The sequence below is a fragment of the Calidithermus chliarophilus DSM 9957 genome (assembly GCF_000430045.1).
In the GTDB taxonomy this organism is placed as follows: domain Bacteria; phylum Deinococcota; class Deinococci; order Deinococcales; family Thermaceae; genus Calidithermus; species Calidithermus chliarophilus.
Genome location: NZ_KE387023.1, coordinates 888,838 through 903,045, shown reverse-complemented (window position 1 = coordinate 903,045; position 14,208 = coordinate 888,838). Strand labels below are relative to the sequence as shown.

Sequence of the window (14,208 nt, the reverse complement as noted above, 5' to 3'; positions counted from 1 at the left end):
CCCCGTGGCCCCCGGCTCCCTCCACGAGCGGGTTGATTGGTCTTTTTCCCCGAATTGCCGCCGAGTTTGCTTGTATTCTGGTAACAGCCCGGTTTCGGGCCCTATTCGAGGGGAGAACCCTAATTATGGCAGGACGACTCGCTCTCCTGGGGACTGCCGATGCTTTCTGAGAGGTCCTGGCCCCTGCGCATATCCCTGACGTACGTGGGGCTGGGCATCGTTTGGATCCTGCTGAGCGACCGGGTGCTGCTGGGGCTGGGCCTCTCCCCCCAGCAGATCACCCAGTTGCAGGGCCTCAAGGGCACCGCCTTCGTGCTGCTGAGCGGGCTGCTGGTCTTCGAGCTGACCCGGCGCTTCCAGGCCGCGCAGGAGCGCGGCCGCCGGGAGCTCGTTCGCAGCGAGCAGATGTACCGCACCCTGGCCCGCGACCTCCCCAAGGGCGCGGTGTTCCTCTTCGACCACGACCTGCGCTTCCTGCTGGCCGAAGGGCAGGGCCTGGCCGAGGCCGGGCTGAGGCGCGAGGGCCTCGAGGGCCGCACCCTGTTCGAGGCCGTTCCGGCCTCCGCGCCCTACCTCGAGCCCCTCTACCGCGCCGCCCTGGCCGGCGAGACCCGCACCGACGTGCGGCAGTACAACGGCATACACTACAAGGTCGTGGTCCAGCCCGTCCGGGACACGCAGGGCCGCATCTGGGCGGGGCTGGCCGTGGGCTACGACGTCAGCGAGATGGTCGAGGCCCAGCAGGTCCTGCGCGAGCGGGCGGAGCTCGAGGGCAACTTCCGCCGCCTCTTCGAGGAGAACCCCCTGCCGATGTGGGTCTACGACCGCGAGAGCTACCGCTTCCTCGAGGTCAACCGCGCGGCGCTAGAGACCTACGGCTACAGCCGCGAGGAGTTCCTGGGCATGACCATCCTCGACATCCGGCCCCCCGAGGAGGTGGGGCGGCTGCAGGCCAACCTGTCCCAGCCCCGCCAGGAGCACGAGAACAGCGGCCCCTGGCGGCACCGCCTCAAGGACGGGCGGGAGATCTGGGTGGAGATCATCTCACACGTGCACACCTTCGCCGGGCGACCGGCGGTGCTGGTGGCCGCTAAGGACGTGACCCACCAAGTCGAGAGCCAGCGCGCCCTGCAAGCCAGCGAGCGGCGCTTCCGCGCCCTGGTGGAGAACGCCCCCGACGCGATCAGCCTGCTCGACCCCCAGGGCAACATCGTCTTCGACACCCCGGCCTCCACGCGCATCCTGGGCTACTCCCAGGAGGAGCGGCGGGGCCAGAACGCCTTCGAGCTGGTGCACCCCGAGGACCTGGCGGCCACCCGGGAGGTCTTCGGGCAGGTGCTCGAGCGGCCCGGCGGCCTGGGCTCCGCCGTGATGCGCTTCCGCCACAAGGACGGCTCGTGGCGCTGGCTCGAGGCCATCGCCTCCAACCTGCTGCTCGAGCCGAGCGTGGGGGGCGTCGTGGTCAACTTCCGCGACGTCACCGAGCGCAAGCAGGCCGAGGAGGCGGTGCTCGCGCTCAACGCCCGCCTCGAGCAGCGCGTGGGGGAGCTCGAGGCCTTGCAGAAGATCGACCAGGCCATCCTCAACCGCGAGGGCATAGCCGACATCGCCGCCCTCATCCTGCGCGAGACGCTGGAGCACCTCGAGGTCGACGCCGCCGCGCTCTACCGCTTCGACGCGCCGTGGGGGGCGCTGGAGTACGTGGGGGGGATGGGCTTTCGCGGCACGGGCCTGGGGCTGCGCCAGGTCCGGCTGGGCGAGGGGCTGCTGGGCAGGGTGGCGCAGCGGCTCGAGCCGCTGGAGCTGCCCGACCTCTGGGGGAGCGGGGCCGGCAGCCCCCGCGCCGAGGCCTTCCGCGAGGAGGGCCTGGTGGGCTACGCCGCGGTGCCGGTGCTGGCCGGGGGACGCCTGCAGGGGGTGCTCGAGGCCTTCCGCCGCACCCCGCTGCACCTCAGCGCCGGCGACCGGGCCTTCCTCAAGGCCCTGGCCAACCAGGCCGGGGTGGCGCTGGCCCACGCCGAGCTGCTGGCCGGGCTGGAGAAGGCCAACGCCGAGCTGCACAGCGCCTACGACCACACCATCGAGGCCCTGGCCGCGGCCATCGACCTGCGCGACCACGAGACCGAGAACCACTCCCGCCGCGTCACCGAGCTCACCCTCGAGCTCGCCCGGCGCATGGGCATGGGCCCGGAGGAGCTGCGCCAGGTGCGCCGGGGCGCGCTGCTGCACGACGTGGGCAAGCTGGCCGTTCCCGACGCCGTGCTGCTCAAGCCCGGCAAGCTCACCGAGGAGGAGTGGGCGGAGATGAAGAAGCACCCCGTCCACGCCTACGAGTGGCTCTCCCAGATCCCCTTCCTCGCCCCGGCGCTGGAGATCCCCTACGCCCACCACGAGCGCTGGGACGGCTCGGGCTACCCGCGGGGCCTGAAGGGCGAAGAGATCCCGTTGGCGGCCCGCATCTTCGCGGTCATCGACGTGTATGATGCCCTTACCTCCGACCGTCCCTACCGGGCAGCCTGGAGCCAGGAGAAAACCCTGCGCCACCTGCGAGAGCAAGCCGGCACCCACTTTGACCCCGCCGTGGTCGAGGCCTTCCTGGGGATGATCGCCCATCAGCGGGGGGGGACAGGCTGAATGGCCCTGCGCCACAAGCTGCTGCTGGCCTTCCTGTTGCCGCTGGGCCTGGCCCTGGGGGTGTCGTGGGCGGTCCACGCCGCGCTGGCCTCGAGCGTCGCCACGGGAGGGTGGGTCACCCACACCCTCCAGGTCATCGCCGCGGTGCGCGAACAGCGCGAGGTGATCCAGGAGGCGGTGGCGGCGCTGCGGGGCTACCTGATCAGCGGCGATCCCCGCCTGCTCTCCGAGTACGACCAGGCACGGGGCCGCTTCGGGGAGGTCAGCCAGGCGCTGCTGGCGCGGGTGGACGACAACCCGCCCCAGGCCGAACGGGTGCGGGAGCTGATCGCCCGCTTCGAGCGCTGGCAGAAGGAGGTGGCCGAGCTCGAGGTGCGGGCCGTCCAGGGCGGCCAGCCCGTGCCCCCCGCCCTGCTGGCGCAGAGCCAGGAAGAGCTCGGCCGGGTCCGGGAGGTGAGCGAGGCCCTCGAGGCCGCCGAACAGGCGCTTTTGCAGGAACGCCTGGCCGCGAGCGAGGCCGCCTCGAGGCGGGCGCAGTGGCTGGCCGTGGCCGGGCCCGCGTCGGCGCTGGCCCTGGCGCTGGGGATGGTGCTGTGGCTGGTGCTGCACGCCGTCCGGCGCATCCAGCGCCTGGCGGGGGTGGCCCAGGCTTTGGGCGAGGGCGACCTGTCGCGGCGGGCCCCGGTAGACGGCGCCGACGAGGTGGGCGAGCTGGCCCAGACCCTCAACCGCATGGCCGGCCGCCTCGAGGGTGCCCAGGACACCCTGCGCCACAACGAGGCCGCGCTGCGCTCGAGCCTGCGCCGCCTCGAGCTGCTGCCCCGGGTGAGCCAGACCCTCATCCACAGCCACGACCTCAACCAGATGCTGCAGGGCCTGGTCGCCGACGTCGCCGCCGCGCTGCCCGCCGACCGGGTGGCGCTGATGGTGATGGACCTCGAGGAGCGCCGGGTCACCCACACCGTGCGGGCAGGGCCCGGGGCGGAGCAGGTGGTGGAGGTGAGCTTCGACGAGCTGATGCAGGGCCTCACCGGCTGGGCCCTGCGCGAGCTCGAGCCCGCCCTCTCCCCCAAGGACCAGCCCGACCCACGCGAGAGCCCCGAGGTGCAGCGCCGCCGCGCCGAGACCGGCTGCGGCTCGATCCTGGTGATGCCGCTGCACTACCAGGGCCGCAAGCTCGGCACCCTCACCGCCATCAACCGCCCCGACCAGCGCGACTTCGACGAGCAGGACGTGGAATTGCTGGAAACGGTCATCAACCAGGCGGTGGTGGCGATCGAGAACGCCCGGCTGTTTGAGTCGGTCAACCAGAGCGAGGCGCTGTACCGGGGGATGGTCTCGGCCCTGAGCGAGGGGGTGGTGGTGCAGGACGCCCAGGGGCACATCGTCGCGGCCAACGCCGCCGCCGGGGCCTTGCTGGGCCTCACGCCCGGCCAGATGGTCGGGCGCAGCTCGCGCGAGGCGAGCTGGCGTACGGTGCGTGAGGACGGCAGCCCCCTCCCCGGCGAGGAGCACCCCTCCATGGTGGCCCTGCGCACCGGCCAGCCCCAGCAGGGGGTCATCATGGGCGTGCACCGGCCCGACGGCGCGCTGGCCTGGATCAGCGTCAACGCCCAGCCGCTGTTCCACCCCGGCGAGGAGCGGCCCTACGCCGCGGTGGCCTCCTTCTTCGACGTCACCGAGATCAAGCAAACCCGCGAGGCCCTGGCCCAGCAGGTCGCCAGCCTCGAGGCCGAGCGCAACTTCGAGAGCCGGCTCAACCAGCTCTCGAGCCTGCTGCAGGCCTGCTTGAACCTGGACGAGGCCGGCGAGGTGATCGCCCACGCGGCGCCCGGGCTCTTCGAGGGGACGAGCGGGGCAGTCTTCCTGCTCAACCCCTCGCGCAACCTCATGGAGGTGCTGGCGAGCTGGGGCGGGCCTGCGCCCGAGGCCTTCAGCCCCGAGGGCTGCTGGGGCCTGCGCCGCGGCCAGCTCCACTGGGTCGCCGACAGCCGGAAGGGGCTGAGGTGCGAGCACCTCGAGGGGGCGCCGCCCGCGAGCTACGCCTGCCAGCCGCTGAGCGCCCAGGGGGAGACGCTGGGCCTGCTGTACCTGGGCAGCCCGCAGCCCGCCGAGGCCCCCGAGCGCGAGCAGCAGCGGGTGATGCTGGTGTCCGACCAGTTGGCCCTCGCCATCGCCAACCTGCGGCTGCGCGAGACGCTGCGCCACCAGTCCATCCGCGACGCCCTCACCGGCCTGTTCAACCGCCGCTACCTCGAGGAAACCCTCCAGCGCGAGATCTTCCGCGCCCGCCGGGCCCAGCGGCCCCTGTCGCTGCTGTTCTTCGACGTCGACCACTTCAAGCACTTCAACGACGCCCACGGCCACGAGGCCGGCGACCAGGTGTTGCAGGCGCTGGGCCACCTGGTGCGCTCGCGCTTCCGCGCCGAGGACGTCCCCTGCCGCTACGGGGGCGAGGAGTTCGTGGTGATCCTCCCCGACGCGCGCCTCGAGGACGGCCGCCGCCGGGCCGAGCAACTGCGCGAGGCGGTCAAGCACATCGCCCTGAGCTACCAGGGCAAGACCTTAGGGCCCATCAGCCTCTCCGTCGGCGTCGCGGCCTACCCCGAACACGGCGACAACCCCGAAACCCTCCTCGCCATGGCCGACGGCGCTTTGTACCAGGCCAAGCGCCTGGGCCGCGACCGGGTGGCGGTGGCGGAATGGGGCGAGGGGGAGCAGGCGTAGATGGACGAGGGCCCGTAGCCCGGGGTTTGTCTAGGGTCGAGGGTCGAGGGTCGAGGGCCAAGGCATCCCGCGTATTGCGTATTGCGTTTTGCGTACGGCGGAGGACGTACGACGTACGACCCGCACCCGGCGTTTAGCTATCAGCTATTGGCTACCGGCGGATAACCGCCGGTTGCTCCCGCTCGAGCAGCTTCCGCTTGCGCTCCAAACCCCAGCGGTAACCCGTGAGCTTGCCGTCGCTGCCGATGACCCGGTGGCAGGGCACGACCAGCGGGACCGGGTTGGCCCCGCAGGCCCGCGCCACCGCCCGCACGGCCTTGGGGTCGCCCAGGTCGCGGGCCAGCTCGCCGTAGGTGCGGGTCTGGCCAGGGGGGATCGCCCGCAGGGCTTCCCATACCCGCAGTTGGAAGGCGGTGCCGCGCAGGTCGAGGGGGAGGTCGAGGGAGGCGGGCTGGCCGGACAGGTGCTCGAGGATGGGGCGCACGTACTGCGGGAGTTGGCCGGGCTCGAGCTCTGCCTGGGCGAACTCCGCGCGCAGCAGGGCCTCGAGCTCCTCCCGGCTCTCGCCGAACTGCAGCGCGCACAGGCCCTTCTCGGTGGCGGCGAGCAGGGCCAGGCCCAGCGGGGTCTTGGTGAAGGCGTAGCAGATTTTCATGCCTTTTCCTCCTCGGCGGTAGGTGGCGGGGCTCATGCCCAACTGCGAGTTGGCGTTGCGGTAGAGGGCGTGGCTCGAGCCGTAGCCCGCCTCGTACATCCCCTCGGTCACGCTGGCGCTCGAGCGCAGGCTCTCCTTGAGCCGCCCCAGCCGCAGCGCGGCCGCGTACTCTCGGGGCGAGAGGCCGGTCTCCTGCTTGAACAGGCGCTGGAGGTGGTAGGGGCTCAGGCCCACCCGGCGGCCCAGTTCGGCCAGAGTGGGCGGGGTGGGGGCGTGCTCGAGCTCGGCCTTGACCCGCTGCACCACGCCCACGCGCGCCGGGACCTCCCGCGGCCGGCAGCGCAGGCAGGCCCGGTAGCCGGCGGCCTCGGCGGCCTCGGGGGTGTCGAAGAAGCTCACGTTGTGGGGCTTGGGCCGCCGGGCGGGGCAGGAGGGGCGGCAGTAGATGCCGGTGCTGCGCACCGCCACCACGAAACGGCCGTCGGCGCTGCGGTCGCGCCGGGCGAAGGCGGCCCAGCGGGCGGCGTGGATGGGGTCCTCGGGGCTCAGGCTCATGCCCTTAGCCTAGGGCCGGGGCCGTGCCGCGGCTATCCGGGGCTTGCGGTCAAACCCGGGGCGTCCCGGCCTCCGGGGTTGCGGCCCTGGCGCTGCCGAAGCCCCTGCGGGGCGCTTGGTCATCTGACCTCATCGGGGGGCTTCGGGGTGTCTAAACTGCGGTTGGTATGGGTTGTGCGCACCGGAGTTTGCTCGAGCTCTTGCGCCAGCTCGTCAAGTCGGGGAGCGTGGAGGAGTTCTTCCGGCGGGCCTTGCACGGGGCCCTGGGGCTCATCCCCGACGCCGACGCGGGCAGCATCGTGGTGCGCGGGCCCGAGGGCTACCGCTACACCGCCGCGGCCGGCTTCGACCTGAGCGTGCTGCAGCCCATCCGCTTCTCGCCCGAGCGGGTCTTCGCCTGGTACGGCGGCACCCGGCAGCAGGCCCTGCAAGCCCTCCCCCACGCCCACCGCGTCGCCGAGCACCCCTCCGACCTGCACCCGGTCGAGTCCAACCTGGCGGGCTTCCACTGGACGCTGGTGGTCCCCGTGCCCTTCGGGGGCGAGATCGAGGCCATCCTCAACCTCGACCGCCGCAGCCCCGAGCCCTTCAGCGCCGAGGCCCTCGAACTCGCCGAGGAGCTGGGCAAGAGCCTGGAGGTGGTGCTGCGCTCCCTGCGCGAGCAGGAGCGCGCCCGCGAGCGGCTGCAGCGGGAGGAGGTCCTCTCGAGGGTGCTGGCCTCGCTCGCCAGCTTCAAGGAGGCCGAGGCCCTGTGGGCCTCGCTGCCCGTGCTCGTCGCCGAGCTCATGCCGATGGCAATGGCCGCCACCCTCCGCCGCGAGGGCGAGGTGCTGCGGGTGGTGGGCAGCCTCGGCCCGCAGCCGCCCGTCGGCTACCTGCTGCCGAAGGGGGAGGGGATGTCCTGGCTGGCCGTCGAGCAGCGCCGGGTGCTGTTCGCCTCCTTGTGCGACCCCCGCGTCCACCGGCTCGAGGTGCCCGACCCCGAGCGCTACCACGCGGCCTTCGTGCCCCTCTTCGACCCCCAGGACGAGCCGCTGGGGGCGCTGGCCTTCCACGGCGAGCAGGAGTTCTCCCCCGACGACGCGGCGTTGCTGACGGTACTGGCGCAGGGGGTAGGCAACGTGCTCTCCAAGCTCGAGGCCCAGGCCGCCCAGGCCCGCGAGCTGCTGCGGCTGGAGGCCCTGGCCCAGGCGACGCAGGCGCTCGGCCCCGCCCACACCGCCGAGGAGGTCTACCGGCGCACCGTCGAGGAGGCGTTGCGCCAGACCCGCGCGGTCTCCGCCCTCCTCAGCCGCCTCAACCCGGCCGACGAAAGCCTGGAGGTGGTCGCGGCCGCCGGGTACGCGGCCGAGCGGGCGGTGGGGCTACGGTTCTACAACGGCCAGGGGGTGGCCTGGGAGGTCTACCGCAGCAAAGCACCCCTCTTCATCCCCGACGTCTCCCGGGTCGCGACCTCGCAGTTCGCCTCCGGCAAGCGCAGCGCGGGTTCGTACTTAGGGGTCCCCCTCTCCGACCCGGAGGGGCAATTCATCGGGGTGCTCTCGGTGGACACCGCCGGTCAGGGCGATCCGGCCCAGACGCGGCGCCTGACCCCGGAAGACCGCTACGTCCTCGAGGCCCTCGCCCAGGTCGCGGGCGTCGCCATCTCCCGGCTCTCCGCGCTCAAGCAGGCCCAGCGCCAGGCCGAGAACTACCGGGCGCTGGTGCAGATGTCGGCGGATCTAGAAATCCTCACCGATCCCATGCAGATCGCTGAGCGAGCACTGAAAACCATGCTAGCCCTCAGCAGCATGGAAGCAGCTGGGTTCTATGTCCTTCAGGTCGAAGCAAAGGAGCACTCTCCCTACTTCTGGCCAATCGTTCGCCTTGGGAACTACCCCCCAGAATTACTGGAATTGTATCGTCGTTACCCAATCGGCCCCCAAGAGGGTTTTTTAGGCCGATCCTGGAACGAGGGCCGCACCCTTTACATCCGTGACTATAAAAGTCTTCCAGAGGCCATTCCAACCTACTTGCCAATAGGTTTTCGCTCCATCATCATCACTCCTGTGTATCAAAAAGATAAACCCTATGGACTGCTCGGTCTCAGCAGCTTTAGTCAAGTAACAGAGCTTGATTCCGATGCCATAAGGCTTTTTGAAACCACCGCCCGCCGCCTCGAGCGCGCCCTGGAGCGGGTGGCCCACCTCGAGGAGATCACCCGCACCCGCGAGGCCGCCCTGCGCTCGCTGGGCCTGAGCCTCGAACTGCGCGACATCGAAACCAAGGGCCACACCGACCGGGTGGTTGCACTCAGCATGGCCCTGGGCGAGCGGCTGGGTTTCGCCGATCTGGAGGGACTGCGCTTGGGGGCCTACCTGCACGACCTGGGCAAACTGGCCGTGCCCGACAAGGTGTTGCAGAAAGCCGGGGAGCTGAACACGGGCGAGTGGCGCATCATGAAGACCCACCCGGAGATCGGCTACGAGATGCTCCAGGGGCTCTCCTTCCTGCCCGACACCGCCCTCAACGTCGTGCGCTACCACCACGAGCGCTGGGACGGCACGGGCTACCCGCAGGGCTTGCGCCAGCAGGCCATCCCCCTCGAGGCTCGCATCTTCGCCGTGGTTGACGTCTACGACGCCCTATCCCATGCCCGGCCCTACAAAACGGCTTGGAAGCCCCACGCCGTGCGGGCCGAGCTCGAGGCCCAGGCCGGCAAGACGCTCGACCCCGAGGTGGTGCAGGCCTTCCTCAGCCTGCTGCCGCCCCCGGCCCAACAGCAGAACAGGCCGGGCCTCTGAACGCACCGGAAATATTTCCTTTCGCTCACCGAGCCTTTCCCGCGATACACCTCGCGCGACACCGGCTCGCGATGCCTTCTTTGGCCCCGGCTCAACCGAAACCGCCCAGGAAACGCCGCAAAACCATAAGGGGTCGTGTAACCCCCTGTCCGGACTATAAACGCGGATCAATTGCTGGCAGGGCAGGTGCAACAATCCCCAGCAGGCAGCTCAGCCGATATCTCATGAGAGCGCAAATTCCCCTTCAAAAAAACAAAATTATGGGTTTTGCCAATTATGAGGGGACTTAATCCCCGAATACCCCCATTTGGGGGTGGCAGTTTTTAGCTAAAGATAACCTTAATTCTGCCAAGTATCTAATTACACTCCGACTATGCGCTCTCTAAAAGGATTGACTTTGCTGGAGATGTTGGTGGTCCTGGCGTTGCTGGGCAGCGTCATGGCCCTGGGCCTCATGGGCCTGGGGAAGCTGCGCGGCCAGCTCAACCTCGAGAGCGCCGCCGAGATGCTCGCGCAGGACCTGCAAAACTGCCGCGCCCGGGGGCTCTCGACCGGAAACCCCTGGCGCTTGCGGGTCAGCGGGTCGAACGCCTACGTGCTCGAGGAGCAGGTCAGCGGGAGCTGGGTCGTGCGGCAAACCCGCGCGCTCACCGGGGCGGTACGGCTGAGCAACGTCGCCGTGGGCAATACCGTCACGTTCGACACCCGAAGCTACATGACGCTCGACCCCGGCACGCTCGAGGTCCGGGTGACGGACGGGGCGCGGACCCTGCGCGTCCTGCCGTCCATGGCCGGAGCGGTCAGGGTCGTCAAGCTCTGAGGCGGCTCGAGGCGCGCGTGAGGATGGAGGTGGGTCCACTGTTCGAAACCGATCTTTGCCTGGTTCCCGACCCGGCTAAACGTCTCTATAACCTCGACAGGAGGTCGTTGTGAAGAAGCTGGGCATGACGCTCATGGAGGTGCTCCTGGCACTGGTCATCCTCGGCCTGGCCCTGGGGATGTTCGCGCCGTCGGTGGTCGGCAGCATGCAGGCCAACGCCGACAACCGCACGCGGGCTCAGGCGGTCGCCGCCGCCGAGGGTTGGCTGGACCGGTTCCGCGCCAAAACCCTCGATTTCAACGCCTTTACCACCGCCAGAACCTACGACTACGGCTACGACTACGCCAACGACCCCACCTTCGTCGCGGCAGGCGATCCCAGCCCCGCGTCCCTCAACGCCGAGTGGGGGCGCTACGCCTTCCGGGTTCAAACCACCCTGTTCGCCAGCAGCCCGCAGGTCTGGAGGGTGGACGTCACCATACGCTACGCCAGGGTAAAGGGAGGGGAGGCCAGCTTTGCGCTCAGCACTTTCGTCGACCAATAAGCGCCGCGCAGGGTTCACCCTGGTCGAGATCCTGGTGGCCTTGGCCATCGTCGGGATCCTCATGGCGCTGGCTACCCAGGCGATCTCCTCGTCCTTGCAGCACAAGCGGCGCGAGGACACCCGCTTGAGCACCCAGCAGAACCTGCGGGCCGCCCTGACGCTCATCGCCCAGGACCTGCGCTCGGCGGCGGGCCTGCACGTCTGGAACCAGAGCAGTTGCGGCGCCAGCGCCGCCTGCAGCAACCACAGCCGGGTCAGCATCGTCACCCTCGACGGGACCAGCACCCGCGTCGCCGAGCCGCCCGGCAACAGCTTCACGAACTCGGCGGAGACCCGGGTCTGCGACGCGAGCGATTTCCAGGACGGGGACACGGCCATCCTGCTCAACGGCAGCGATTACCAACTGTTGCAGATCACCCAGGTGCACCACCGCACCCCCGGCTGCAACTCGAGCCCGCCCGAGAAGTTGCAGCACAACACCACCAAGATCTCCGGACTGTGGAGCCCGGCGGCCTACATCTTCAAGGCCCAGATTGCCACGTACCTCCTGCAGACCGACCCGCTCGACCCCAGCCAGACCGTCCTCTTCCGCAGGACCGGCCTGGGCACCCCCGGGGCGCAGACCGGCGTGGTGGCGTTCGGCATCTCCAGGATCCAGGTCTGGTACGGCGTCCCGCTCAACCCCTCCGACCCCTCCTCCCAGCTCGTGTTCTACGAGACCCTGGACGCCGCCGCGAGCGCCCTGGGCAGCGCCTACAGCGCCTACCCCAACGTTTCCGGCAGCCGGTACGTCGGGAACGAGATCCGCGCGATCCGCGTGGCCCTGACGGGCCAGAGCGCCGAGCTCTTGCCCAACGGCGCGCGGGACACCCTCACCCTGTCGCAGACCGTCGACCTCAGGAGGTAGCATGCGAAATCACGGCCTTGCCCTCATCACCGCCCTGGTCTTGCTGACCGTCCTGGTCTCGGTGATCACCATTCTCTTCGTGGGCTCGATGGGCGACCTCCAGCAGAGCCGCTCGAGCGTCCAGCTCGCCCAGGCCCGCGCCGTGGCCGAGGCCGGGGAGACTTATGCCCGCTACGCCCTGGCCGGCCCCGCCCGCTCCGACATCCGCAACGCCATCCTCCCGCTCATGTCGGCCACCGCCGACCCCTACTCCGAGTGGGTGATCCCCCAAAGCCAGTGGAGCAGCCTGGCGACCACGATCCAGAACACCCTCAACACCAACTTCGGCAGCGTCGCCGGGGCTTCGCTCGGCGGCATCGGCTCGGCCACCGTCCAGTACAGCGTGAGCAACCTGCGCGGGCTGGCCTACGCCACCGCCGGCCAGGCACCCGCCCAGACCTACGTCGCCGACTACGTCATCACCTCGACCGGGAGGGCCGGCGGTGGGATACGGCGCGTGCAGGACAAGGGGATCTTCCAGATCCAACTGGGCAGGCCCTCGCTCTCGCAGTGGCTCTTCCTCGTCGACGACGCCGAGGGCGACGCGGGGTTCTTCCCCACGGGCACCGTGTTCAACGGGCCGGTCCACGCCAACCACGCGTGGGGCTTCTGGGGGACCCCCGTCTTCCGGGACGTCATCAGCACCAGCGACGACGGCGCTTACTACTACAACGCCAACGGCAGGTGCGGGGGCGCGAGCAGGGTCTGGGTGAGGGGCGACTCCCGCCCGCCCTGCACGGTGCCCAGGTTCGAGAAGGGCTTCATCCGTAGCGCCCCCGAAGTGGACCTGCCCAACTCCACGCTCTCCCAACAGCGTGCCGCCCTGGGCATGGACCCCCTCGACACCTCGACCCCGAGCAACTCCGAGATCTGCTTCCGGCTGGGCCTGCACAACCCGCCCACCCGGCGCTGCAACAGCAGCCCCTCGATCCCCGACGGGGTCTACCTGGTCAACGACGGGTCGAGCGTGCAGGGCGGGATCTACGTGCAGGGCAACCTCGACCAGCTCAAGCTCGAGGCCAGCGGCGACGGCAAGCAGGTCTACACCCTGAGGCAGGGCAGCAACACCTGGGTGATCACCGCCGACTACGCCGCCAACACCACCTCCGTCAGGCTCAACGGGGGGCCGCTGCAGGTCTTCTCGGGCGTCCCCAACGGCCACGCCCCCCTCGGCAGCGGCGGGCCGACGGGCCAGATCTACGTCACCGGCCGCATCGACGACCTGCGCGGCCCCGGCCGCAGCGGCTCGCTGGCTTGCGGCGTCGATTACCCCGGCAACTCCGACCTCTGCCCCGACCACCCGCCGCCCGACCAGATCCGGCCCGCCCTCTCCAAAGAGACCCAGCTCAACATCACCGCGGTGAACAAGATCGGCGTGACCAGCGACCTGATCTACGAGTGCGACCCCACCAAAGTGGCCGACGGCGGCTACACCAGCAGCCGTCCCCGCTGCGTCACGACCGATGGCCTGGTGCCTACGGTGTTGGGTGTGTTCTCCCAGCGCGACCACATCGTCATCGAGGACAGCCCCGTGAAAGCCCCCGACAACATCTACCTGTGGGGCTCCTTCCTGGCCGGGGCGAGCGGCAAAGGCCTGGCCGTGGAGAACTACGGCGGCCGGGGAAAACAGGGCAAGATGCACGTCTACGGCGGGGTGATCCAGTCGTCCGACCAGTTGCGCGGCACGCTCAACGGCTCCGGAGGCTTGGGCAGCGGCTACATCGAGACCTACGACTACGACCTGCGCTTCGCCAACAGCACGCTAGCGCCGCCCAACTTCCCCACCGTGCGCAGCTTCGACCTCCAGACCATCGTCCCGGTGAAGATGAGCTTCAGGGAGTACTGAGCGCCGCCTAGGCTCGCCGCCGAGCAGAAGCGCTCGGCGGCACATCCTTTCGGTCCTGCGAACAGGCCCTCACTCCGAACCCCCGACCGCCGGGGTGTGCGGGAGCGCCCCGCGGTTCCCACGGAAGGCCCCCGCACCCGGCCCTGAACCGACAACGAGCCGGTTGAACCCGGGCTCGAGGGCTACAGGCGGCAACCGTCCGGAACCCCTCCCCCCGCTTCAGGGAGAGCTTCTGGGAAGGGCCGACCCGTCAGCTTCGCCGGCCAGCCTCGCTCACAGCGGCACCTGGACGTGGGCCGCGCCCTCCCAGGCCGACAGAACCCGGGCGTAGGGCTCGAGCAGCCAGCCCAGCAGCGAGTACCCCTTGAGGCGGTTCTCGGGCTGGGCCGCGGCCTGGGCAGGCTTGTACGCGTAGAGGAGGGTGGAGGCGCGGTAGGCCAGGGCCCCCTCCACCCGCAGCCCGGCCTCCGCCAGCAGCGCCTCGGCCTCGGCCCGCTTGGCCGCCACCGCCGCCGGGTCCGGGTCGTACAGCTCGCACACCACCGCCACCCGCCCCGCCCGCCCCAGCGTCCGCCGCAGCCCCCGCAGCACCGCCAGCTCCGCCCCCTCCGCGTCCACCTTCACCACGTCCGGCGCCAGCCCCTCCCGCTCGCAGTACTCGTCCAGCGCCACCGCCTCCACCTCCACCGCCGCCCCCC

At 70.1% G+C, this 14,208-nt stretch carries 9 protein-coding genes; 7 read left to right on the top strand and 2 right to left on the bottom strand.

Going from position 1 to position 14,208, the window contains the following annotated elements; genetic code table 11:
* Positions 1 to 159: 159 nt before the first annotated feature.
* Positions 160 to 2,634, top strand: a complete 2,475-nt coding sequence (locus MEICH_RS23590) for a PAS domain S-box protein (RefSeq protein ID WP_084542172.1) — start codon at positions 160 to 162, stop codon at positions 2,632 to 2,634.
* A complete protein-coding gene (locus MEICH_RS26915; RefSeq protein WP_051303902.1) occupies positions 2,635 to 5,361 on the top strand; it encodes a diguanylate cyclase in 2,727 nt (908 codons plus the stop codon).
* Between the two features lie 151 nt (positions 5,362 to 5,512).
* On the opposite strand, the gene ada is transcribed toward MEICH_RS26915, so the two are convergent.
* On the bottom strand, positions 5,513 to 6,571 hold the full coding sequence (gene ada / locus MEICH_RS23580) for a bifunctional DNA-binding transcriptional regulator/O6-methylguanine-DNA methyltransferase Ada (protein ID WP_036218297.1): 1,059 nt from the start codon (positions 6,569 to 6,571) through the stop codon (positions 5,513 to 5,515).
* 167 nt (positions 6,572 to 6,738) lie between these two features.
* Here ada and MEICH_RS23575 point away from each other — a divergent pair, with 167 nt between their 5' ends.
* The 5 genes from MEICH_RS23575 to MEICH_RS0104325 all read left to right on the top strand — a co-directional run bounded on the left by MEICH_RS23575 (position 6,739) and on the right by MEICH_RS0104325 (position 13,510).
* Positions 6,739 to 9,354 carry a GAF domain-containing protein gene (locus MEICH_RS23575; RefSeq protein WP_051303901.1) on the top strand — a complete coding sequence of 872 codons (2,616 nt, stop codon included), beginning with the start codon at positions 6,739 to 6,741 and terminating at the stop codon, positions 9,352 to 9,354.
* A 373-nt stretch (positions 9,355 to 9,727) separates the two neighbouring features.
* Positions 9,728 to 10,174, top strand: coding sequence for a GspH/FimT family pseudopilin (locus tag MEICH_RS0104340; protein WP_027891588.1), 447 nt, complete (start codon positions 9,728 to 9,730; stop codon positions 10,172 to 10,174).
* 109 nt (positions 10,175 to 10,283) lie between these two features.
* On the top strand, positions 10,284 to 10,718 hold the full coding sequence (locus tag MEICH_RS0104335; RefSeq protein WP_027891587.1) for a type IV pilus modification PilV family protein: 435 nt from the start codon (positions 10,284 to 10,286) through the stop codon (positions 10,716 to 10,718).
* Positions 10,690 to 11,625, top strand: a complete 936-nt coding sequence (locus MEICH_RS0104330) for a PilW family protein (RefSeq protein ID WP_084542171.1) — start codon at positions 10,690 to 10,692, stop codon at positions 11,623 to 11,625. Before MEICH_RS0104335 ends, MEICH_RS0104330 begins: the two co-directional genes overlap by 29 nt.
* A 1-nt stretch (position 11,626) precedes the next feature.
* Positions 11,627 to 13,510 (top strand): DUF4900 domain-containing protein, encoded by a 1,884-nt coding sequence (locus MEICH_RS0104325; protein ID WP_027891585.1) that lies wholly within the window; start codon positions 11,627 to 11,629, stop codon positions 13,508 to 13,510.
* Positions 13,511 to 13,783: 273 nt separating this feature from the next.
* On the opposite strand, the gene MEICH_RS26910 is transcribed toward MEICH_RS0104325, so the two are convergent.
* A partial coding sequence (locus tag MEICH_RS26910; RefSeq protein ID WP_157202809.1) for an FkbM family methyltransferase occupies positions 13,784 to 14,208 on the bottom strand: 425 nt, incomplete at its 5' end.

What these genes read in the sequence shown, in the direction of transcription:
- MEICH_RS23590 (WP_084542172.1), top strand. Translation starts at nt 160, where the DNA reads ATGCTTTCTGAGAGGTCCTGGCCCCTGCGCATATCCCTGACGTACGTG.
- MEICH_RS26915 (WP_051303902.1), top strand. Translation starts at nt 2,635, where the DNA reads ATGGCCCTGCGCCACAAGCTGCTGCTGGCCTTCCTGTTGCCGCTGGGC.
- ada (WP_036218297.1), bottom strand. Translation starts at nt 6,571, where the DNA reads ATGAGCCTGAGCCCCGAGGACCCCATCCACGCCGCCCGCTGGGCCGCC.
- MEICH_RS23575 (WP_051303901.1), top strand. Translation starts at nt 6,739, where the DNA reads ATGGGTTGTGCGCACCGGAGTTTGCTCGAGCTCTTGCGCCAGCTCGTC.
- MEICH_RS0104340 (WP_027891588.1), top strand. Translation starts at nt 9,728, where the DNA reads ATGCGCTCTCTAAAAGGATTGACTTTGCTGGAGATGTTGGTGGTCCTG.
- MEICH_RS0104325 (WP_027891585.1), top strand. Translation starts at nt 11,627, where the DNA reads ATGCGAAATCACGGCCTTGCCCTCATCACCGCCCTGGTCTTGCTGACC.